Source organism: Saccharothrix sp. ST-888, assembly GCF_000955975.1.
Lineage (GTDB): Bacteria > Actinomycetota > Actinomycetes > Streptomycetales > Streptomycetaceae > Kitasatospora.
The window spans coordinates 19,146-41,358 of record NZ_JYJF01000005.1; the positions used below are offsets into that span (position 1 = coordinate 19,146).

Annotated in this window: 15 protein-coding genes; 6 read left to right on the plus strand and 9 right to left on the minus strand. The window is 71.6% G+C overall.

Going from position 1 to position 22,213, the window contains the following annotated elements; all coding sequences use genetic code 11:
- Nucleotides 1-70 precede the first annotated feature (70 nt).
- Complete coding sequence (locus tag UK12_RS04050) at nucleotides 71-1,600, plus strand: helix-turn-helix domain-containing protein (protein WP_045299718.1); 1,530 nt, start codon at nucleotides 71-73, stop codon at nucleotides 1,598-1,600.
- A gap of 98 nt (nucleotides 1,601-1,698) precedes the next feature.
- On the opposite strand, the gene UK12_RS04055 is transcribed toward UK12_RS04050, so the two are convergent.
- Nucleotides 1,699-2,175: a hypothetical protein gene (locus tag UK12_RS04055; RefSeq protein WP_197084540.1), complete on the minus strand. Its 477-nt coding sequence runs from the start codon at nucleotides 2,173-2,175 to the stop codon at nucleotides 1,699-1,701.
- Between the two features lie 179 nt (nucleotides 2,176-2,354).
- Between UK12_RS04055 and UK12_RS04060 the strand changes: the two genes are divergently transcribed.
- Complete coding sequence (locus UK12_RS04060) at nucleotides 2,355-3,308, plus strand: pseudouridine synthase (protein WP_045299575.1); 954 nt, start codon at nucleotides 2,355-2,357, stop codon at nucleotides 3,306-3,308.
- A gap of 201 nt (nucleotides 3,309-3,509) precedes the next feature.
- Nucleotides 3,510-4,610 (plus strand): PP2C family protein-serine/threonine phosphatase, encoded by a 1,101-nt coding sequence (locus tag UK12_RS04065; RefSeq protein WP_197084541.1) that lies wholly within the window; start codon nucleotides 3,510-3,512, stop codon nucleotides 4,608-4,610.
- 53 nt (nucleotides 4,611-4,663) lie between these two features.
- Here UK12_RS04065 and UK12_RS04070 read toward each other — a convergent pair whose 3' ends face one another.
- On the minus strand, nucleotides 4,664-6,634 hold the full coding sequence (locus UK12_RS04070; protein WP_045299577.1) for an APC family permease: 1,971 nt from the start codon (nucleotides 6,632-6,634) through the stop codon (nucleotides 4,664-4,666).
- Nucleotides 6,635-7,395: 761 nt separating this feature from the next.
- Here UK12_RS04070 and UK12_RS04075 point away from each other — a divergent pair.
- On the plus strand, nucleotides 7,396-8,133 hold the full coding sequence (locus tag UK12_RS04075; protein WP_045299579.1) for a response regulator: 738 nt from the start codon (nucleotides 7,396-7,398) through the stop codon (nucleotides 8,131-8,133).
- Between the two features lie 100 nt (nucleotides 8,134-8,233).
- The gene (locus UK12_RS04080) at nucleotides 8,234-8,623 is read left to right on the plus strand and encodes a pyridoxamine 5'-phosphate oxidase family protein (protein ID WP_045299580.1); all 390 of its coding nucleotides are present in this window, start codon (nucleotides 8,234-8,236) and stop codon (nucleotides 8,621-8,623) included.
- A 45-nt stretch (nucleotides 8,624-8,668) separates the two neighbouring features.
- On the opposite strand, the gene UK12_RS04085 is transcribed toward UK12_RS04080, so the two are convergent.
- The 3 genes from UK12_RS04085 to UK12_RS04095 form a co-directional block, all read right to left on the minus strand.
- Nucleotides 8,669-10,396, minus strand: coding sequence for a GAF domain-containing sensor histidine kinase (locus UK12_RS04085; RefSeq protein WP_045299582.1), 1,728 nt, complete (start codon nucleotides 10,394-10,396; stop codon nucleotides 8,669-8,671).
- Between the two features lie 172 nt (nucleotides 10,397-10,568).
- The gene (locus UK12_RS39360) at nucleotides 10,569-10,736 is read right to left on the minus strand and encodes a hypothetical protein (RefSeq protein WP_156178521.1); all 168 of its coding nucleotides are present in this window, start codon (nucleotides 10,734-10,736) and stop codon (nucleotides 10,569-10,571) included.
- Nucleotides 10,737-10,776: 40 nt separating this feature from the next.
- On the minus strand, nucleotides 10,777-12,210 hold the full coding sequence (locus UK12_RS04095) for an alkaline phosphatase family protein (protein WP_045299585.1): 1,434 nt from the start codon (nucleotides 12,208-12,210) through the stop codon (nucleotides 10,777-10,779).
- A 259-nt stretch (nucleotides 12,211-12,469) separates the two neighbouring features.
- Here UK12_RS04095 and UK12_RS04100 point away from each other — a divergent pair, with 259 nt between their 5' ends.
- Complete coding sequence (locus UK12_RS04100) at nucleotides 12,470-13,006, plus strand: hypothetical protein (RefSeq protein WP_052681507.1); 537 nt, start codon at nucleotides 12,470-12,472, stop codon at nucleotides 13,004-13,006.
- A gap of 10 nt (nucleotides 13,007-13,016) precedes the next feature.
- On the opposite strand, the gene UK12_RS04105 is transcribed toward UK12_RS04100, so the two are convergent.
- The 4 genes from UK12_RS04105 to UK12_RS04115 all read right to left on the minus strand — a co-directional run bounded on the left by UK12_RS04105 (nucleotide 13,017) and on the right by UK12_RS04115 (nucleotide 22,153).
- Nucleotides 13,017-13,238 carry a hypothetical protein gene (locus UK12_RS04105; protein ID WP_197084542.1) on the minus strand — a complete coding sequence of 74 codons (222 nt, stop codon included), beginning with the start codon at nucleotides 13,236-13,238 and terminating at the stop codon, nucleotides 13,017-13,019.
- Between the two features lie 329 nt (nucleotides 13,239-13,567).
- A complete protein-coding gene (locus tag UK12_RS04110; RefSeq protein ID WP_045299589.1) occupies nucleotides 13,568-14,866 on the minus strand; it encodes a Mu transposase domain-containing protein in 1,299 nt (432 codons plus the stop codon).
- 140 nt (nucleotides 14,867-15,006) lie between these two features.
- Nucleotides 15,007-15,636 (minus strand): ATP-binding protein, encoded by a 630-nt coding sequence (locus UK12_RS44925; protein ID WP_082119279.1) that lies wholly within the window; start codon nucleotides 15,634-15,636, stop codon nucleotides 15,007-15,009.
- Nucleotides 15,637-15,784: 148 nt separating this feature from the next.
- The gene (locus UK12_RS04115) at nucleotides 15,785-22,153 is read right to left on the minus strand and encodes a type I polyketide synthase (RefSeq protein WP_197084544.1); all 6,369 of its coding nucleotides are present in this window, start codon (nucleotides 22,151-22,153) and stop codon (nucleotides 15,785-15,787) included.
- Nucleotides 22,154-22,213 lie beyond the last annotated feature (60 nt).

The following is a 22,213-nucleotide window of genomic DNA, read 5'->3' on the forward strand; positions in this document are numbered from 1 at the left end:
GCGGCCCCGGGGTCGGCGCTTGACCAGCACGAATCCTTCTCTATCTCAGATATGAGATATGGTCTGGCCCGTGACCGACGACTACCTCATGCGTATCGGCAAGCTCATCCGTGACGCCCGCCAGCACCGGGGCCTGACGCAGGCCCAGCTCGGCGAGGCCCTGGGCACCAGCCAGAGTGCGGTGAACCGGATCGAGCAGGGCAAGCAGAACATCAGCCTGGAGATGATCGCCCGCATCGGCGAGGCCCTGGACAGCGAGATCGTCTCGCTCGGCTATGCGGGCCCGATGCACCTGCGGGTGGCCGGCGGCACCCGCCTCTCCGGCGCCATCGATGTCCGCACCAGCAAGAACGCCTGCGTCGCGCTGCTCTGCGCCTCCCTGCTGACCACCGGTCGGACCACCCTCCGACAGGTCGCCAGGATCGAGGAGGTGTATCGCATCCTTGACGTTCTGACCAGCATCGGCGTCAAGGTCCGCTGGCTGAACGACGGCCGCGACCTGGAGCTCACCCCGCCCGCCGAGCTGAACCTCGCCGCGATGGACGTCGCGGCCGCCCGCCGGACCCGCAGCGTGCTGATGTTCCTCGGCCCGCTGATGCACCGCGCCGAGCACTTCGAGATCCCGTACGCCGGCGGCTGCGAGCTCGGTACCCGTACGGTCGAGCCGCACCTGAGTGCGCTGCGCCGCTTCGGCCTGGACGTGGCGACCACCGGCGGCAGCTACCACGCCAGCGTCTCGCCCGAGGTCTCGCCGGACCGGCCGATCGTGCTGACCGAGCGCGGCGACACCGTGACCGAGAACGCCCTGCTGGCCGCCGCCCGCCACGACGGGGTGAGCGTGATCCGCAACGCCAGCCCGAACTACATGGTCCAGGACCTGTGCTTCTTCCTGGAGCGGCTCGGCGTGCGGATCGAGGGCATCGGCACCACCACGCTCACCGTGCACGGCAAGTCCGAGATCACCTGTGACGTCGACTACGCGCCCGCCGAGGACCCGGTCGAGGCGATGAGCCTGCTGGCCGCGGCCGTCGTGACCTCCTCCGAGCTGACGATCCGCCGGGTGCCGATCGAGTTCCTGGAGATCGAACTCGCCGTGCTGGAGCAGATGGGCCTGGACTACGACCACAGCACCGAGTACCCGGCGCTCAACGGCCGCACCCGGCTGGTGGATCTGACCGTGCGCCCCTCCAAGCTCACGGCGCCGATCGACAAGATCCACCCGATGCCCTTCCCTGGCATCAACATCGACAACATCCCGTTCTTCGCGGTGATCGCCGCCGCCGCGCACGGCACCACGCTGATCCACGACTGGGTCTACGACAACCGGGCCGTCTACCTCACCGAGCTGGGCCGGCTCGGCGCCGACGTCAAGCTGCTCGACCCGCACCGGGTGCTCGTCCAGGGCCCGACCCGCTGGCGGGCGGCCGAGATGATGTGCCCGCCCGCGCTCCGCCCCGCGGTGGTGATCCTGCTCGCGATGCTGGCCGCCGAGGGCACGTCGGTGCTGCGCAACGTGTATGTCATCAACCGCGGTTACGAGGACCTCGCCGAGCGGCTGAACTCGATCGGCGCCAAGATCGAGACCTTCCGCGACATCTGAGCGCTCCGACCCGGACACGGCCGCGTCGGCCTTCGCCCCCTGAGCACCAGGGGGCGAAGGCCGACGCCGGATCACCGCCTCAGGCCCGCGACGGCGTCTCAGTCTCCGGTGTTGGTGGCCCAGACCGGACGGTTGTTGCGGTCGTAGACGACCACGTTGCCGTCGTCCTGCACGGCGAGGTAGGCGCCCTTGTGCCAGGTGCCCGCTGCCCAGATCGGCTGGCCCGCGTGGTTGTAGAGCACGAAGTTGCCGTCCTCCTGCATCACCGCGTAGTCGGCGTTGGGCCAGGCGCCGGGAGCCTGCCAGGCCGCGTGGTTGTCCTTGTAGAGCACGAAGTTGCCGTCCTCCTGGACCCGCAGGACCGCCCGGCCGTTGCCCGAGACCCAGGCGTGGTTCTTGTGCAGTGTGGCCGGCGGATAGAAGTGGGAATCGCTCCTGACGCCCGCAGCGCCTCGCGCACTGTGGCCGGTGGTGGCGGACGGGGCAGCGGCGTGGGCGCTGCCCGCCAGCACTCCGCCGACGGCCAGCGCCGTGGTCGCGAGCGCAACGGAGAAGTAATTCCTGAACTTGGACACCGTGTTTCCTTCCATGAGAAGCAGGGCGAGACAATTAAATATCCGCCGGGATCAACAGTGCAATAGATTCCAAGATTTCCAGGAATAGTATTATTTGCATTCATCGGTAAGCATGCGATCAGTCGGCCAATGGGAATGGGTTCGCCTGCCGGCCCGGCCGGGCGCTACGCTGACCCGCGATGAGACGCAAGACCAAGGTGCCGCCCGCACCGCTGCCGCAGCGGCTGGGAATCGACCCGGTCCGGCTGCGCCTGCCCATGGACGGGCCGTGGACGACGGTGCGCGACCACCTGGTGGACCGGCTGCCGGTGCCCGCGTCGGCCGTCGACGACCTGCTCGGCGAGGGTGCCGTGGTCGGAACGGACGGGCCGCTCGCACTCGATGCGCCGTACGTCCCGGGCGCGTTCCTCTGGTACCACCGCGATTTTCCCGAGGAAGCCACGGTGCCCTTCCCGATCACGGTGGTGCACCGCGACGAGAATATTGTGATCGCGGACAAACCACACTTCATGGCGATGGCGCCGCGCGGGCAGCACATCACCCAGACCGCGCTCGCCCGGCTGCGCCGCGAACTCGACCTGCCCACGCTCAGCCCCGCCCACCGGCTCGACCGGCTGACCGCCGGGCTCGCGATGTTCGTCATCCGGCCCGAGCACCGCGCCGCGTACCAGGGGCTGTTCCAGGACCGCCTGGTCCGCAAGGAGTACGAGGCCCTCGCCCCGTACGATCCGGCACTCGACCTGCCGCGCACGGTGAGCAGCCGGATCGTCAAGGAGCACGGCGTCCTGGCCGCTCAGGAGGTGCCGGGTCCGCCCAACAGCGAGAGCCGGATCGAACTGGCCGAGACCCGGGGCGCGTTGGGCCGCTACCGCCTCACCCCGGTGACCGGCCGGACCCACCAGCTGCGGCTCCACATGTGCAGCCTGGGCGTTCCGATCCTGGCGGACCCGCTCTACCCCGAGGTCCTGCCCGGCACCGCCCTGGACGACTTCCGCGATCCGCTGCAACTGCTGGCCAGGAAGCTGGAGTTCACCGACCCGCTGACCGGGGAGCGGCGCAGCTTCCGCAGCGGGCGCACACTGGAGCGCTGGCCGACGGGCTCCGGTGCCGCAGCCGGCCTCGCGGCCGTCTAGCGCGGCGGACGAGGGGCTGCCGGGCAGCCGCGCCGGCCGGAACGCACTGACGGGTCCCCGGCGGGCCCGGTGCGGCCGGGCCCGTCCGCCGGGCCGCTGCGGGCCTCGTGCGCCCTGTCGCAGAGCGGCGGCAGGTGGTGAACAGTAGGAGGAAGGCAACGGTTCCGGCAGGTGGGGCCGTTCAGGAGAAGGGCAGCCGCGGTGTCCGACGACTCCGGGGGCTCCGGCGGCCGGCGTCCGCACGCCGCGTCGCTCCTGCCCGCGAGCTTCCGCTGGATGGTGCTGGGCGGGTCCCTGCTGACGGCCGCGACCGTCGCGATAGACCTCGTGACCGGACCGAAGTCCACCTTCTCCCCCGTGCTGACGGCCGTCCCGGTCCTGGCCGGGGTGGGCACCCGGCGGGCCCTGGTGCCGCTGCTGGCCGGGGTGCTCAGCGCCATGGTGGTGCTGGTCCTGATCTTCGTCAATCCGCTGGTGTCCCCGGTCATCCATGCCACGGCCGCCGGTGCGGTTCTCGCCGTCGCGCTGATCAGCAGTGCGAACGTCGCCCTGGTCGCCGCGCGCGAACGGGAGCTGGTCCAGGTCCGCACCGTCTCCGAGACCGCCCAGCGGGCGCTGCTGCGTCCCGTACCGGCCCGGGTGGGCTCGCTGGAGATCGCCGTGCGGTATCTCGCGGCGGCCGCCGAGGCGCGGATCGGTGGCGACCTGTACGAGGTGGTCCGTACCGCGCAGGGGATCCGGGTGCTGCTGGGCGACGTCCGGGGCAAGGGGCTGACCGCCGTGGAGACGGCCTCCGACGTCCTCGGGGTGTTCCGCGAGGCGGCCAGGGCCGAGCCCGACCTGACCCGGGTCGCGGCCCGGCTGGACTCGGCCCTGACACGGGACCTGGGCACCGAGGACTTCGTCACGGCCGTGCTGCTCGACGTACCGCAGGGACCGGGGCCCGCCCTGGTGGTCAACTGCGGCCACCCGCCGCCGCTGCTCCGGACGGCCGCCGGGGTCAGCGAGGTGCGGCCGCCCGCCGACGCCCCGCCGCTGGCCCTGCTGGGCCTGACCGGCGGATGCTACCGGGCCCGGAGTGTGCCCTTCGGCGGCGGCGACCTGCTGCTGATCCACACCGACGGCATCTCCGAGGCCCGCGACCGGGCCGGCCGGTTCTATCCGGTGGCCGAGCGGCTGGCCCAGCTGCCGGAACGGGATCCCGGGGCCCTGCTGGACCACCTCATCGCGGACGTGCACGCCTACGCCGGCTCCGGGCTCGACGACGACGCGGCCCTGCTGGCGATCCATCGCGCGGGCTGACCGGCCACGTCGGCCGGCCGCCCCGAGCGGGACCCGGGCGGGCCGGCGGCGGATCAGCCGACGTGGACGCGGGGGCGGCGGTCGCGGTCCGATTCGGCCTCGCGGAGCACCTCACGGGTGACGGGTGCCACCTCGCCCTGGCCGAACAGGAAGAACCGCAGGAACTGGGCGAACGGGTTTCCCTCGGTCCACTCGAAGTAGATGTGCGGCCGCTGGCCGGTCAGGTCCCGGATGTGCAGCAGCAGGGCCGCCAGCGCGTTCGGGACGCTGGAGCTCTCCAGGGCGAGCACGCGGTAGCGGCCGTGCAGCACCTCTCCGCGCACCTGCAGCTCGGCCTCGAAGTCGGACGGGTCCCTGACGGTGACCTCCACGAAGACCAGGTCGTCGTCGGCCGGGATGTCGTTGTCCGCGAGGATCTGCCGGAGCTTGTCGCGGTACTCCGCCAGGTCGCGGTTGTTGGGCTCGTTGGCGATCAGCCGGATCGTCCGGTGCGAGCAGTCCCGTACGAAGCGCTCGGCCGTCTCGTCGAAGTCCACGGCGGTGACCCGGAGCTCGAAGGCGCGGGCGAGCCGGGACATCAGCGAGACCAGGATGATCCCGGCGATGAAGCAGGCACCGATCTTCACGCCGTCGGGGCGCTCGGCGACGTTCACCGCCGTCGTGTAGAGGAAGACCACCGAGATCGCCGCGAAGGCCGCGGTCCAGCGGCGCTGCCCGGCCCGTCTGGCGGCGATGGTCACGGCGATCGCCGCCGAGCTGATGAGCACCAGGACACCGGTGGCGTAGGCGCCGCCCTGGGCGTCCACGTTGGCGTCGAAGAGCCAGGTCACCAGGAAGGCCACGGCGGTGAGGACCAGCACCATCGGGCGCACCGCGCGGGCCCAGTGCGGTGCCATGCCGTAGCGCGGGAGGTAGCGGGGCATCAGGTTGAGCAGGCCGGCCATGGCCGAGGCCCCGGCGAACCAGAGGATGAGGATGGTGGAGAGGTCGTAGACGCTGCCGAACGCCCCGCCGAGATACTGGTGGGCCAGGTAGGCCAGGGCGCGCCCGTTGGCCTTCCCGCCGTTCTGGAACTCCTGGGCCGGGATGAGCAGGGTGGTGATGAAGCTGGTGGCGATCAGGAAGACGCTCATGATCGCCGCAGCCGTGGTCAGCAGCTTCCGGGCACCGCGGATCCGCCCGGCGGGGCGCTCCGCGGTGTCGTCGGGGTCACCCTGGATGTGCGGCATGACCGCCACACCGGTCTCGAAGCCGGACAGGCCCAGGGCCAGCTTCGGGAAGACCACCAGGGCCACCCCGATCATCAGCACCGGGTTGCCGTGCTGGGCGGTCAGCGCGCTCGACCAGTCCGTGATCACGTGCGGTGAGGCGAGAACGTGCCACAGCCCCACCACCACGACGACGACGTTCAGCGCCAGATAGACCGCGACGAGGACCACCGCCAGTCCGATGGCCTCGGTGAAGCCCTTGAGGAACACGGCGCCGAGCAGGGCGACCAGGAACAGCGTGATGATCACCTGGTGGCCGTGCAGGGTGCCGGTCAGGTGCGGGTTCTCCACCAGGTGGGCGGTGGCGTCGGCCGCCGAGAGCGTGATGGTGATCAGGAAGTCGGTCGCGGCGAAGCCGAGCAGCGTCAGGACGAACAGCTTGCCCTTCCAGAACGACAGCAGCCGCTCCAGCATGGCGATCGAGCCCTCACCGTGCGGGCTCTCCTGCGCCACCCGCCGGTACACCGGAAGTGCACCGAGGAGGGTGACCGCCACCAGGACGATGGTCGCCACCGGGGACAGCACGCCGGCCGCCAGCGCGGCGATGCCCGGCTGGTACCCGAGCGTCGAGAAGTAGTCCAGCCCGGTCAGGCACATGACCTTCCACCACCGCTGCCCCTGGTGGGCGGCGGGCGCCTGGGCGTGCGGCCCCGGGTGGTGCTTGGCCATGTCGGACAGGCCCTCCAGCATCCAGGCGCGCAGACGCGCCCGCGCCGAGAGCGTGGGGCCGGGATCGACCGGGGCTGGGGTGACCATCGCGTACTCCCGTAGCTGTGAAAGATCTTCCCGCCGGGCAGACGGTCAGGTGAGAGTATGCGACCGCCGGTCGGTCCCCGGTAGTCGAAACTCCGGCCGACGGAATCACCGAGCGGATGCCGGAACCCTGCGCGGGCAGCGTCGGTACCCGAACGACCGTTCCCCGCCCTGCCGGGGCCACCCAGGCTGGCGGGTCGCAGGACAGCCGGGCGCCCGGACGGTCCGCCGGATTCTCACGAGTTGATCACAGTCACCCCCGTCGATCCCCCGTCGATCCGCCTCGATCCCGCCGACCCGTCGACTCCGCTGGACCGCCGGGCGCCGTCCCGACCGGTGTCAAGGGCCGGTCGGCCCTGCTACTCAGCGGCGAACAGGCCATTGCCCCAAGGCAGTTGTCCCATGACCAGGCTGCGCGCCAGGAAGACCGCCCCGGTGCACCGGGCCGGGTGTCGCTCCCGCCGGCCTCCTGCCGGGGGCGAAGGACTCGACGGGTGGGGGCCGTTCGGCCCTCGGTTCGCGGACTGCGGTCGGTCAGCCTGGCGCTCAACCGAGGAGGATCTCTGATGGCCGGTCTGCCGAGCAGGCCCGCCCCCGATGTCCGGGGCGAACTCCGTGGCGCACCGCCGAGGGAGGAGGCCGGACACGCCAGGCGACGGATCGGGGTCGAGTAGGGCCGTCCGGCCCTGGTGACGGGATCCGGCGCCGGAGACAATGCAGTGGCCCCCACCAGGGCGGGCGCACGCAGGGAACGGAGTTGGGCCATGTCGGACGGCACTGAGCGGACTGGCGCCGAGAGGCCCGTACGGGTCTTTCTGCTCGACGACCACGAGGTGGTGCGCCGAGGCGTGCAGGACCTCCTGGACGCCGAGCCCGGACTCACCGTCGTCGGGGAGGCCGCCACGGCGGAGCAGGCGCTGGCCCGGGTGCCCGCGCTGCGCCCGGACGTCGCGGTGCTCGACGTCCGACTGCCCGACAGTGACGGCGTCAGCGTGTGCCGGGAGCTGCGTTCGACCATGCCGGACCTGGCCTGTCTGATGCTCACCTCCTTCGACGACGAGGAGGCCCTGCTGGACGCGATCATGGCCGGGGCCGCCGGTTACGTGCTCAAGCAGATCAGCGGCACGGATCTGGTCTCCGCCGTACGGACCGTGGCGTCCGGCCAATCCCTGCTCGACCCGGGCGCGGCCACCCGGCTGATGGCCCGGCTGCGCGGCGAGAGCCCGGCTCCCCGGCAGCCGGTGCTGCCCGCACTGACCGACCGGGAGCAGGAGATTCTCGCCCTGGTCGGCGAGGGGCTGACGAACCGTCAGATCGGTGAGCGGCTCCACCTCGCCGAGAAGACCGTCAAGAACCACATCTCCCGGCTGCTCGCCAAGTTGGGTGTGGAGCGGCGGGTCCAGGCCGCCGTGATCGCCGGCCAGGCCCGGTCCGCCACCGGACGAGGTCTCCAGGAACGTCCTTCCCGCCCCGCGCCGGCCGGGAGCTTTGCCCGCCGCTGACCCTCGGCCCGCTCAAGTGTCGCGGGTGAGGCTTCCGGCGCCCGTCCGGCGAGGGAACCGCCCCGGGCCGTACGCCCTTCGCCCACCGAGGATCGAACCCATGAAACCCGAACTCCCATGGCTGGGCGAGCAGCGGTGCCTCGCCCTGCTGGAAAGCACGTCGGTGGGACGCGTGGTCTACACGGTCGGCGCGCTGCCGGCCGTGCTCCCGGCCCGGTTCCGGCTGGACGAGCACGGGGTGACCCTGCGGGCCGACGGGGGCGCGGCGCTGGTGCGGGCCGTGGACGGCTCGCTGGTCGCGTTCGAGGCGGACGAGGTCAGTGCGGTGGACGGCAGCGGATGGTCCGTCACCGTGCTCGGTCCGGCCCGGGTGATCGCGCAACCGGGCGGCGGGCCGGCGGAGCGTACGGGGCACTCGGGCCAGGTCGTGATCCGCATCCACCCGGAACTGGTCACCGGCCGTACCCTGCACGGCTCGCGAACCCCTTGAGGGCAAGGTGCGGCAGCCGGCCGGCCGGGGTGCCCGGCGGGCGGCTCAGGGCCGGGTGAGCGGTGCGGACCAGCGGAGCCGGGTGCCGCCGTCGGCCGGGGTGTCGAGGGTGAAGGTGCCGCCGAGTCGGTCCGCGCGTTCGCCGAGGTTGCGCAGACCGCTGCGGTGACCGTCCGCCGCGAGGCCGACGCCGTTGTCGGCGACCGAGAGGACCACCGCGCCGCCGACGGCCTGCAGGGTGACCTCCACCCGGGTGGCGCGGGCGTGCCGGGCCGCATTGCTGAGTGCCTCGGCCATGACCGCCATCACCTGGTCGGCGACCGCCGGCGGCACATCGGTGTCCAGCAGTCCCTCCATGCTCAGCCGGGGCGCGAACCCCAGGGTGGACCTGGCCTCGGCGACCGCGCGGGCCGCCCGGGCCCGCAGCCCTCGGTCCTCGCCGTCCCTGGCCCGCAGGCCGAAGATCGTCGATCGGATGATCTTGATGGTCTCGTCCAGGTCCTGCACCGCCCGGACGACCCGCTCCGAGGCGCCCGGCTGCTCGATCAGCCGCGCGGCACCCTGCAGCGTCATACCGGTGGCGAACAGCCGCTGGATCGCCAGGTCGTGCAGATCGCGGCCGATCCGGTCACGGTCCTCGAAGAGCGCCAACTGCTCGGCGTCCCGGCGGCGTTCGGCGAGCTCGAGGGCGAGCGCGGCCTGGTCGGCGAAGCCCAGCAGGGCACCGATCTCCTCGGTGCCGAACGGCAGCCGGCCGGCTGGCCTGGCCAGCAGCAGTACGCCCTGGACCCTGCCCGTCGCGGTGCCCAGCGGCACCGCCACCGCCGGGCCCAGCCCCGTGAACCGGCTCAGGCCGTCGGAGCTGCGCGGCCCCGCCGCGTACCTCGGGTCACCGGCCAGGTCCCCGGTGGTCACCGGGGAGCCCGCCGTGAAGGCCCCGCCGGAGAGCGTGCCGTCCACCGGAACGGTCAGCCCGAGCCGTCCGGCACTGCCGCCGCCGACGGCCAGTTCGACCCGCAGCTCCCCCGTCCCGGCCGGGACCGTGAGATCCGCCAGCTCCGCGCCGGTGATCTCCCTGGCCCGCTCGGCGATCAGCGCCAGCACCTCCTGGCGGGGCGCACCGGAGAGCAGGCTGCGGGTGATCTCCGCGCTCGCCCGCAGCCACCGCTGCTGGCGCTGCGCCTCCTCGTACAGCCGGGCGTTGTCGATCGCCACACCCGCCGCGACGGCCAGGGCCGAGATCAGCGCCTCGTCGTCGGCGTCGAACTCCTGGCCGCCGCGCTTGTCGGTGAGGTAGAGGTTGCCGAAGACCTCCTCGCGGACCCGGACCGGGACGCCCAGGAAGGTGCGCATCTCGGGGTGGTGCGCCGGGCAGCCGTACGAGACGGGGTGGGCGGAGAGGTCGGTCAGCCGCAGCAGTTCGGGGTGGCGGATCAGCTCGCCCAGCAGCCCCTTGCCGCTCGGGTACGGGCCGATCTCGGAGATCTCCTCCTCCGACAGACCGACCGTCAGGAACTGCGACAGCGTGTGCCCGTCGGGTCCGATCACACCGAGCGCGGCGTAGCGGGCGTCGGACAGCACCCCGGCCGCCTCGACGATGCGGCGCAGCACCTGGGTGAGGTCCAGCTCCCGGCCGACCGAGAGCACCGCCTCCAGCAGGCCGTGCACCCGGTCGCGGGTGCCGCGGACGTCGTCGATACGGGCCTGCAACTCCGCCAGCAGTTCGTCCAGTCGAAGCTGCGGAAGCCGCGAGGGCATCCCGTTCCCGCCCACGTGTTCCTCCCAGGTCCGCCCCGGCCGACGCGGCCGTACCCGTCCAACGGTATCGGCCGGATCCCCTCGCGAGCGCCCCGGGTGGCCGGTTCACGTGCGCGGATGCCCGGACCGGGCGGCGGCCGTGCGGTCATGACGCCGCGTCAGCTCCGGTGGGCGACCGCCGGCGGCCTCAGGTCGTCGTGCCGGCCTGGCTGGTGGCCGGAGTCTCCGCCTCCTCCGTCGCCGCGGCCTCCCTGGTGCCGTCGGCCCGCGCGGACACCCCGACCGGCCCGGCGCCGGCCACGACCGCCTGCGGCTCGGTCGGGTGCTCGCTGGTCGTCCTGCTCGTCGCGGTCACCCGCGCGCGGTCGTAGCCGGGCCCGCCGGGGCCCGGCCGCTCACCTCCCCGGACGGCGCGGGCGGTGGCCCCGCTCCTGGTGCGGGAAGTGCTGCCCCGCGCCCGGCAGCACGGGCGGCGGCAGGGTCGCCACCTCCCGTTCGGCCAGGGCGAGTTGATCGGCGGTGCCGGGCAGCCGCGGGGCCTGCTGGGCGGCGTGGTGGAACTGGAAGGCCGAGGTCAGGTCGCCGAAGGTCGCGCGGCGCCAGTCGGTGATGTTGGCCGCCCGGACGCCGGTGAAGCACTCCAGGAACCGCAGCACCGAGGTGTGGTCGAAGGCCTCGGTGGCGACCCAACCGCCCACCGTCCAGGGCGAGATGACGATGCACGGCACCCGGAAGCCGCCGCCGACCGGCAGTCCGCCGACGAACTCGCCCGGTGTACCTGCCTCGGGCACCGGCGGCGGAACGTGGTCGAAGAGGCCGTCGTTCTCGTCGTAGTTGAGGATGAAGACGGTCTTCGCCCAGACCTTCGGATTCGACGCGACCGCCTCGATCTTGGCGGCGACGTAGTCGGCGCCCGCGGCCGGCAGGTAGTCCGGGTGCTCGGACTGGTAGCTGGTCGGCAGGATCCAGGAGACCGCCGGCAGCCGGTCGCCCCGGGCGTCGTCCTCGAAGGTCCCGGCCGGCTGCGCGGTCAGGCCCTTGTCGTGGAGCGGATCGCCCGGCCCGGCCTGCTGGAAGTTCTCGAACAGCGACAGCATGTCGGTGCCGTAGTTGTCGGTCTCCTGGTAGACCCGCCAGCTGACGCCCGCCGTCTCCAGCTGCTCGGCGTAGGTGCTCCAGGTCAGCGGCTTGGGGGCGGCGTTCTGGATGATCGGGCCGCCGCAGGTGCCGTCGGCGTCGATCGAACCGGTCATCCAGTACAGCCGGTTGGGCCAGGTCGGGCCCTGCACCGAGCAGAAGTAGTTGTCGCAGATGGTGAAGGCGTCCGCCAGCGCGAACTGGAACGGGATGTCGTCGCGGGTGTAGTACCCCATCACATACGGGCCGTTGACGCCGTCGGCCGCGCGGTGTGCGGGCAGCCACTGGTCCATCTTCCCGCCGTTCCAGGCCCGGTGCTGGACCGACCAGGCGTGGCTGGTGGACGGGATCGCCTGTGCGCTGGTGGTACGGGTGTCGAGGTGGAACGGCAGCAGGTAGCCGTCCGGGTTGACACTGTCCGGCTGGTAGAAGACCGGACGGCCGTTGTCGAGCCGCAGCGCGTCGGGGTCCGCGAAGCCGCGGACCCCGGACAGCGTCCCGAAGTAGTGATCGAAGGAACGGTTCTCCTGCATCAGCATGACGACGTGTTCGACGTCCCGCAGCGAGCCGCGCCGGGGCACCCCGGCCGCCACCGCCCGCTGGACACTCGGCGGCAGCAGGCTCATCGCCGCCGCTCCGCCCGCCACCCCGGCCACCGAGCCCAGCAGCCTGCGTCGGGTCATTCCGGACATCAGTTCCTCCCTCTGTCACACGCACAACAGTGCCTTGAGGTCCGGCTGAGTCAGATCGGGTACGACTCTGCCGTACGGGTGTTCCTCGCGCTGGGGGCGTCGGGTGAACAGCCGGCCAATGCCGGGGGCCTGCCGACACCGGACCGCCCGTCAGACCTGGTTTCCCACCGGGTAGTTCGAAAGGGAGCAGACCGGTTCGGCCGGGACCCGTGCCATGCGGGGACCCCCGCTCGCCGAACCGCACCGAGGAGGCCGACCGATGACGCCCGCACAGGAGTTCCGCACCACGGCGACGCCCGACCACGGACTCGTCCAGATCTACGACTCCGACGCCTACCTGCCGGACGGCATCGCCGCCGAACGGGCCCGCGAGACCGTCGCCGCGAGCAGCGGGCCGCAGCTGTACCTGCACAGCCGGCAGCGGACGTCACCGGTGGAACTCGTCCTGCGGGTGTGGGACGGGCCCGCGCCCGCGACCGAGGCGGACTGGGCACCGGAGGGGCAGACCGCCTCGCTGCTCGACAGCCCGACCGGCATGCTCGTGGTCCGCGCCTCCAGTCCGGAGATCGCGGGCGTGCTGGACCTGCCCCGCACCGGGGTGTACGCGGTCCGGGTGTCCTGGCGGGGCCGCGGGCTCGCCGCCGCGCAGCAGGCGGCGCTGCTCCGCGCCCTGGCCGACGGGCCCGGGGACGGTCAGGCCGTCCTGGCCGCCCACCAGGAGGTCCTGGAGACGTACCGCCTCGACCTCTGGTGGCAGTTCGAGTCCTACCAGGACGAGGACAACGAAGAGTACTGACCTCGGCGCTTCAGGGTGATGGCGGTGGGAGATCGAGAGAGAGACCGGCCCCGATGAGGAAGCCGTCGGGGACGTCGGAGTGGTACTGCAGTTGCTTGAGGCGGCTACGGACGAGGGCCTCGAGCCGGTCAAGGGCGATGCTGGCGAGGTTCGCCAGACTGCGTTTGACGTTGGCCCACAGGTGCTCGACCGCGTTCAGCTCGGGTGCGTATGCGGGCAGCACGAACGCCACCAGCCGCTGGCACACCGAGACCGACTACCGGGAGATGGAGCAGGCTCTGGGCCTGGGCGACTACGAGGGCCGGAGCTACGACGGATTCCACCAAACGCCACCCTGGTGTCAGTCGCGCACCTGTTCTGCCTGGAGCAGCGTCTCAACCCAAAAGGCCAGGACACGCCCTGAGTCAGGGGTCGACCCCGACCGGCTGTCCTTCACCATCGCCCTGCGAACCGTCTGACACCGCGTGATCACCGCCGCCGGATCCCTCGAGACCCCGGCGGCCCGCCGCTCAACAGGACGAAACCCTCAGTAATCAGCACCTGCCGCTCGGCGGGGGAAGATCACACGGGTGGCGGGACTGGTGGGTGGGCCCGGCGGTTGATGCCGGTGGCGGAGGAGCTGGTAACGAAGCGCAGGGCGGCGGCTATCGCCAAGGCCGCCGGAGAGGGCGGACGGTGAGCTTTCCACTGACAGGGCGTGGTGTCAGCACGAACCGCGTGTGTCGGACGCTCCAGGACGATGTCGTGGCCGGGTCCGGTCACCGTCAGTCCAGCCCCTCGCGGTGCCAGGGCGTGGCGGACTATGACCGCTCCGCGCGTCGTGGCGATCGACAGGTACGGATCGTCGAGGCGCCGACGAACTTCCACGACAGCGCCGGACAAGCTGGGCGAGACCGCGTAGACGTTGCCGCGAAAGGAGACCAGCCCCTCGGCGTTGACCGTGCGGATGGCACGGACCAGGGCGGGGTAGGGCGTGACCGGCAGATCCAGCAGCCCCTTCGGACGGGTGGCCGCGCCGGTCGTGTCGCGGGCTTCCGGATGGCTACCGTCCATCGACACCGCGAGCCTGTCGAGGCTGTTCTGCGCGACTTGGACGCGGGTGTCCTCGCCCACCGTGCGCCACCAGTCGTGGATGGCCGAGCGGCAGGCCTCGTCCACCGAGTCGTTCGGATCGCCTCGGTCCGGTGGGCATCCGACACTGGCACCGTAGTACTTGGCGACGTCGGCGAACCTCGGCGTCACCCCGCCGTTTGCCGGACGGCATACCACCGGCGTCCGATCGAAGTGCCAGAGTCCGCAGCTGCCGCCCAGCTGCCTGAGCAGTCTGTCCACGGCTTCCACGAGCTGCGGGAACTCCTCGTTCTCCGCCAGCACTCCACGCCAGCGGCCCGCGTGCGTGAGCGAGCCCGCCAGCAGGTGGGCGTGGCTCCTGCAGCCCCACTCCGTGGGTGGGTCGGGAAGCCTGATCCAGTTGAACCGCAGTTCTTCGCCTGCCGGGTGCGGGGTAGCCGTGCCGTCCCTGCGGGGGTTACGGTGGCATCGCACGCAAAGCGGCCGCACTTGGTTCTTGCGCAGAGCACGGGTGAAGGTCGGGTAGCTGCCCGCGTAGCCCAGCTCGACGATCTCGTTGAACAGCACGGTCGCTGGCAGGTGCGCATCATCCGCGAGGCGTTGTCGGCAGTATGGCAAGAACCACAGAAACTCGACCCTGCCGGAGCCTCGGACGCCTACAAAGCGCTCGCCGCTGAGGTAGGACCTCACCGTTTTGCGGTCGCGTCCCAGGTTTCGGGCGATCGCCGAGATGGACCACCCCTGACGGCGCAAGGCGCACGCCTCCAGGTATTCCTCTCTGGCGAACATCCAAGCTCCCTCAAGAGTCCATCGGTGCCGCGCTACGCAGCGATCCGGTCCTCGAGCTGACGGATCATCCGCACGAAGTCACTGGCCGATCCGAAGGGGTCCTGTCCCCCACCGCCTGCGTGGCCGTCCCCCGCTGAAGGCTATGCGGAGCACGGGGGGCCGCCACGGGGCGGATGGCAGTGGCGGTCGCCGGTGTGGGTCGTTTGGCTCTGGCGTCGCGGCGGGACGCAAGGTTCCGCCCGGTCGGGACTGCTTATATGCAGTCGGCACGAGACGGTCTTGGTTCCATCGGAGTGGGCTTCGCAGCGCCATGAATCAGCAAGGAGTCCGACAAGAAGCAGGCCGCGCCCGTTCTCGTGATGACGGGCCGCGCGGCGGGTCCGGGGCAGGCCGACGGAGTGGTCCCTCACGGCTATCGACAGCCACTGCTCGTCGTGTTCGACCGTGACGGTGATCGGACTCTGATTGGAGGCATGCTGGATCGCGTTGGTCACCAACTCGCTCACCGCGAGCTCGGCAGTGTGTCGGAGGTGGTCCAGTCGCCAGTTCCGCAGCACTGCCGTCACCATGTGGCGTGTCCGGCAAACGTGCTCGGGCTGCGGGATGAAGGTCACGGTGCGTCGCCGCTCGCCATCGCAGTTCCCGGTGCCGGGTTGGTCCGCGGCGACAATCGGGGTGTCCGGCCTTTCCGGGGGGACTGCGGCCGAAATCAGTCGCGTGGGGACAGGCCGACTCTGATCGGGATGAGGGCGATTCTGACTCATGTTCATGGTCCCTGCCTGGTCGCCGTTCTGGTCGGTGGAGTGTCCCGAGAGGTGTCTCTGTGGTCGCCTCTCCCGGGCCTGCGAGTGCCCTTCGGGTGGGTGAGGGTGCGTACCGCGCGCCTCGGGGACGCCCGGGTCGCCGGTCACCGGAGAGCTACGGGCTGTCGTTGGTGTGGAGCTGCAGCCCCATGTGCTCGGCAAGGCCGGCGGCCAGCGCTGCCAGGGTCGGGTGCTGCTGCACGAAGTCGCTCGCGAGTTTGATGCCCAGGTCGGATTCCAGGCGTGTGCGCAGTTCGATCCTGAGCAGCGAGTCGAACCCGAGTGCCTTCAGGGGGGTCTGGGGGTCGAGGGTGGTGCTGCCGAGCCGGAGCACGACGCGGATGTGCTCGGCCAGGTAGTGCTCCAGGGCGGTACTGCGGGCGAGTCCGGGTTCGATGGATCTGAGCTCGGCCTGGATGTCCCGGGTGACGGCTCGTTCGCCCCCTTCGCCTTGTCCGTGGTGCGTGAGAAGGTCGAAGAAGGAGGACCGCCGCCCGGCTGGGGGGATCCAGGTGTCGGGTTCGCCGGGGATGACGCCGGTGCGTACGCGGTGGTGAACCAGCAGTGTGGCGAGGGCCTGGAAGCCCGCTTCGGTGGGGATGGTCCGGTAGCCACGGGCGGCGAAGCCGGTGGCTACGCCGGTCTCGCCCCAAGGGCCCCAGTTGACGGCGAGTGTGGGCAGACCGCGAACGGTACGCCAGGCGGCGAATTCGTCGAGCCAGGCGTTGGCGGCGGCGTAGGCGCCTTGGCCGGGGTTGCCGAGCAGGGACGCCATGGAGGAGTACAGGACGAACCAGTCCAGTGCCAGTCCGGCGGTGGCTTCGTGCAGGCGCCATGCTCCGGTGACCTTCGGCCGCCACACTCGTTCGAGTTGGCCGTCGGTGATGTTGGTGATCGCGGCGTCGTCGAGGACCATGGCGCCGTGGACGAGGCCGCGCAACGGCAGGCCGTCGTCGGTGGCGGCGGCCACGAGGCGGTCGGCGGTGCCCTGCTCCGCGATGTCGCCGAGCACGACGGTAATCCGAGTGCCGCTCTGGCGCAGCCGGGTGAGCATCTGCTCGGCGACTGCGGAGGGCGGTGTACGGCCGTTGAGGACCAGATGGTGCGCGCCTTGCCGGGCCAACCATTCGGCGGTGGCGAGGCCGACGCCGCGCAGGCCGCCGGTGATGAGGTAGGCGCTGTCCGGTTGGACCGGGGAGGGCGCCTCTCGGAGCGTCGCGGTGGTCTCTCCGTCCTCCGGGACGGTCAGCACCAGCTTTCCGATATGGCCGGCTCCGGCCATGAGGCGGAACGCGTCGGCGGCCCGGGCAAGCGGGTAGGTCCGGTATGGCAGCGGCGCCAGGCGGCCCCGGTCGAACTCGTCGAGGACTTCTCGCAGCACCGTGGCGAAGGTGCCGGGTCGGGCGTGCTGCAATTCGATGAGGTCGACCGTGCTCATGGTGATGTTGTGCCGCAGCGGCGCCAGTCCGAGCGGTGCGTCGGAGAGGATGTCCCGCACTCCCAGCTCGACGAACCGGCCGAAGGGCCGCAGGGTCTCCAGCCCGGCCCGGATCGCCTGGCCGGACAGCGAGTTGAGGACGACGTCAACACCCTGTCCGGCGGTGGCGGCCCGGATCTGTTCGGTGAAGTTCAGTGTCCGGGAGTCCATCACGTGCTGGATTCCCATGTCACGCAGGTACTGGCGCTTCTCGTCGCTGCCGGCAGTGGCGAACACCTCGGCACCCAGGCGGGCCGCGACCGCGATGGCCGCCAGACCGGTTCCTCCGGTGGCGCTGTGGATCAGGACCCGTTCCCCTGCGCTGAGCCGGCCGACGTGTCGTAGGGCGTACCAGGCCGTGAGAAACGCAGTGGGCAGCCCTGCCGCCGCGGTCGGGTCGACCCCAGCGGGGATCGGTGCGACGGCGGCCGCCGGCACGGTGGTGTACGAGGCGAAGGCGCCGCCGCGCAGGTCTGCGGCAAGCACGGTGTCCCCGGGACGGACGTGCCGGACTTCGGGCCCGACTGCGGTGACCACGCCCGCGCACTCGAATCCGATGCGGTACCCGGCCTCCTCGTCGGTGGACAGCAGACCCATGGTGGTGAGCACGTCGCGGAAGTTCACGCCTGCGGCCTGTACCCGCACTTCCACTTCACCTGGTCCCGGGGCGTGTCGGGGGGTCGCGGACAGTTCCAGTGCATCGAGGTCGCCGAGGCGGGCGGCCCGCAGCTGGAACCGGTCGGCACCGTAGCTGACGGTGCGGGTGGTGACCGTCGCACGTTCGCCGTCCGACAGCGGGGCGTAGGCCAGGCGGGCGATGTGGCGGGTGGCGTCGCGCAGGGCGACCTCGTCCTCGGGAGCCCCGGCGAGGAGCTCGCGCGCGACGCCGCGCAGTCCGGCGTCGGCCGGATCGGCGTCCACCAGCGTGGCTCGCAGGTCCGGGTGTTCGTGCGCCAGGACACGGACGAGTCCACGCAGAGCGCTCTGGGCCAGATCGGGCGGCTGACCCGGTTCAAGGCTCCGGGCGGCGCGGGTGACCGCGTACAGGCGTGGGGGCTCGGAGTGGACGGCGGCGGCCTGGGCGAGAGCGAGCAACCGCCGGGCGCGTCGAAACGCGGTCATGTCGGGGGCCTGTCCGGGCCTGGGTGGTGCGCAGACCAGGACCACGGCCCGGGGCGGCGGCACCGGGGCGGCCCATCGCCGAGCGAGGGATTTCCTGAGCCGTTCGAGAGGGGCGGCGCTGACCGGGGCGTCCAGGACGTCGGCGGTCGCTCCCTCGGAGTGCAGGGCGTCGGCGAGTTTCCGGGCGGAGCCGTCCGCCTCACCGATGACGAGCCAGTTCCCTGCGGCGGTCGGGCTCGTCCTCTCCTGACGGGGGAGGGAGTGCCAGCCGGTCTCGAGGAACCACCGGTCGCCGGCGGCGTCCGCGCGGCGCCGGAGGAACCGGAGGGCGTCGACGGCGACCGCGGTCCTGCCGTCCTGGTCGAGCAGCAGCACGTCTCCGACGATGCTGTCCGCGTCGCTCTGGGAGATACGGGCGTGGCCGTACCTTGCGGTCGCCGGGTCGGCGAGGATCCGCACCCCGTCCACATGTACCGGCAGGACCAGCCCCTGGCCCGGTTCCCGGATCAAGCCGGCCACCACGAGCTGCGCGCAGAGGTCGAGGAGGACCGGATGGATCCGCAGGGAGTGCGGCGCCGTCTGCGCCGCCGCCGGAACTCTGACGTGGGCCCAGAAGCTGTCGCCTAGCGGTGAGGTGTGCAGGTCGGTGATGCCTGTGAAAGCGGGACCGTGTTCCAGGCCCCGGGTGCGCAGGCTCGCATACAGCGTGGCCGGATCGAGAATCACCGGGTGCTCCGCGGCCAGTTCGGCCACGGACGCGGTCGGCGCCGGCGGGAGCGCGGTGACGCGGTGCAGTACTGCATCGGCATGGCGTACCCAGGCACCGTCCTCGCTGCGGCCGAAGATGGCGCAGTCGGCGCGATCGGGAGTGAGCTGGGTGACGACCGTACGGACGTCGGTGTGGTCGGCGAGGGACATCAGCTCGCGGAAGTGGATGTCGACGGCTTCGACCTCGTACGGCGCGGCGTGGAAGGCCTCGCAGGCGGCGGTCAGCGCCAGGGCGCTGTACGCCGCCCCCGGAAGGACCGCACCGTTGTGGACGCGGTGGTCGGCCATCCACGGAAGGGCCGTGGTTCCGGTGTCCGCCTGCCAGGAGTGGCGCAGCTGTGCGCCCGGTACTTCGGTGTGCGCTCCGGGCAGGGCGGTACCGGAGGCGCCGGGGCCGCGAGGGGTGGCCCCGGCGCTCTCCGCCCAGTGGTGTCGGCGGTTGAAGGTGAGGGAGGGCAGGTCAGCGAGGTTCGCGTCGGCGTAGAGGTGGGACCAGTCGACCTCGACTCCGGCGCAGTGCAGGGCCGCGAGCTGGGTCCGGAAGGTGATCAGCTCGTCCTCGTCACGACGCAGGGTGGGCAGCACGACCGGGTCGTGGAGGAGACCGGCGAGGCCCTGCGAGACGGCGTGGGTGACCACGGGGTGGGGGGAGACCTCGATGTAGACCTGGTGCCGGTCTGCCGCGGCGGCGGCGATGGCGGAGGCGAATCGGACCGGGCGGCGCAGGTTGTCGCGCCAGTACGCGGCGTCGAAGAGCGGAGTCTTGTGTGGGTCGTCCAGGACCGTCGAGTAGAAGGGGACGACGGGCCGGCGCGGGGCGAGGTCTGCGAGGGCGGTCGTGAGGTCGGCCAGCAGCGGGTCCACCTGGGAGCAGTGCGAGGCGACATCGACGGCGATCAGGTGCGTGGGGATGCCGCGGGCCTGCCAGGCGGCGGCCAGCCGCCTGACCTCACCGGGGGTGCCTGCGACGACCGTCGAGCCCGGTGCGGCCATGACGGCGACGCACACGGATCCGGCGAGGCCCAGGTCGGAGAGTTCGCGCTCCACCGTGGCGGGGTCCAGGCCGACCGTCGCCATGGCGCCGGACCCGGCGATCCGGGTGAGCAGGGCGGATCGCCGGCAGATCACGCGGACTCCGTCAGCCAGCGACAGGGCCCCGGCTACGACCGAGGCCGCGACCTCGCCCATGGAATGGCCGACGACGGCGGCCGGCTCGACGCCATGGGCGCGCCACGTCGCAGCCAGCGCGGTCTGCAGGGCGAACAGCACCGGCTGTACGCGTCCGCTTCCCTCGACCGGCTCTGCGGCGCGGATCAGGTCGAGGACGGAGAATCCGGCTTCGACGGCGATCAGCGCGTCGGCTTCGGCCAGCGCCGCGGCGAAAGCCGGCTCGTGCCGCAGCAGACCGCGTCCCATACCCGGCCACTGCGAGCCCTGCCCGGAGAACACCCATACCGGACGACGACTGATCCCGGCTCCCACCGCCCCGCACACCACGCCCGGATGGGCCTGTCCGGCCTCGAACGAGCGCAGGGCGCGGATCAGGTCGCGGTGCGAGTCCGCCACCACGCCGAGGCGGCCGCGTCCGAGCGAGCGTCGCAGGGCAAGCGTGTGGGCGATGTCGCGCAGCGGGGCGGCGGCTCCGTCGCCCTCGAGCCAGTCCGCGAGCCGCCGGGCAGCGGCGGGCAGCACCCTCGGCGATCCGGCTGGGACGAGGAAGACCTCGGACGAGGCACTGCGCTGCGCCGGCACCCGCGGGCGGTTGGCGACGGACACCTGCCGCTCCAGCGCGCCGACGTGGTGATTCGCGATCACAGGTGGCGCCTGCTCCAGCACCACGTGAGCGTTGGTTCCGGAGAACCCGAAGGAGGAGACCGCAGCCAGCCGGGAGGCTGTCTGCGTGGGCCAGCTGCTCAGCTCGGTGGGGACGAAGAGGCGCGTTCCCTGTGCGACGATGGCCGGGTTCCAACGGTTGAAGTGCAGATTCGGTGGGATGAGCCCGTACTGGAGGCAGAGCACCGTCTTGATCAACCCGACAACTCCGGCGGCCGGCTCCAGATGTCCGATGTTCGTCTTGACCGATCCGAGCGCGCAACGGCCCTGGCCCACACCGTAGACCTCGGCCAGGCTGGAGAACTCGACCGGATCGCCGACCGGTGTCCCGGTCCCGTGCGCCTCGATCATCCCCACTTCGCGGGGATCGGTTCCGGCCCTCGAGAGCGCCTGCCGGTACAGCGCCTGCTGCGCGAGGACCGACGGGGCAGCCAGACCGTCGGAGCGCCCGTCCTGGTTGACCGCCGTGCCGCGCACCACCGCGAGCACGCGGTCGCCGTCGCGCAACGCGTCGGCGAGGCGTTTGAGGACGACAACGCCGCAGCCCTCACCGCGCACGAACCCGTCCGCCGCGGCGTCGAACGTGCGACAGCGTCCCGTGGGTGAGAGCATCCCCATCCTGACGAACGACATCGTGGTCCTGGACCCGAGGTTGAGCGTGACACCACCCGCCAGGGCGAGATCGCACTCCTCGCCTCGCAGGGCCTGGCACGCCAGGTGCACTGCCACCAGGGAGGAGGAACAAGCGGTGTCCAAGGCGACGCACGGTCCGTGCAGACCCAGCAGGTAAGAGATCCGGCCCGCCGCCACGCAGTGCCCGTTCGTGAGGATGGAGCCCTCCAGTTCCCGGCGCTGCCCGGCGAGGCCTTCCATGTAGTCGGTGTAACTCAGACCCGCGAACAGTCCGGTCGACGTCCCGGCCAGCCGCTCCGGCGCGTGTCCGGCGTGCTCCAGCGCCTCCCAGGCCACCTCCAGCAGCAGCCGGTGCTGGGGATCCAGAACGTCTGCCTCCTTACCGGAGACCCCGAAGAAGTCCGCGTCGAAGCCGGACACATCACGCAGATACCCGCCCCACTGGGGCAGAGGCTCGACCACGCTCTGCCGACCGTGCGGCGTCTGCAACCGTGCTCGGCCGACCGGGGGCTCCCCGACAGCGTCGCGCGCCTCCACGAGCAGCCGCCACAGGGTGCCGGGCGAGTCGACATCGCCGGGAAGCCGGCATGCCATGCCGACGACCGCGATGAGTGAGCCGGCGTGACCGGGTTTGTTTTCGCGCCCCACCACGGGGTCCTCCTTCTTTGCTGAACGGACAGGAGTCAGCGGGCGATGCGATAGGTGCGCAAC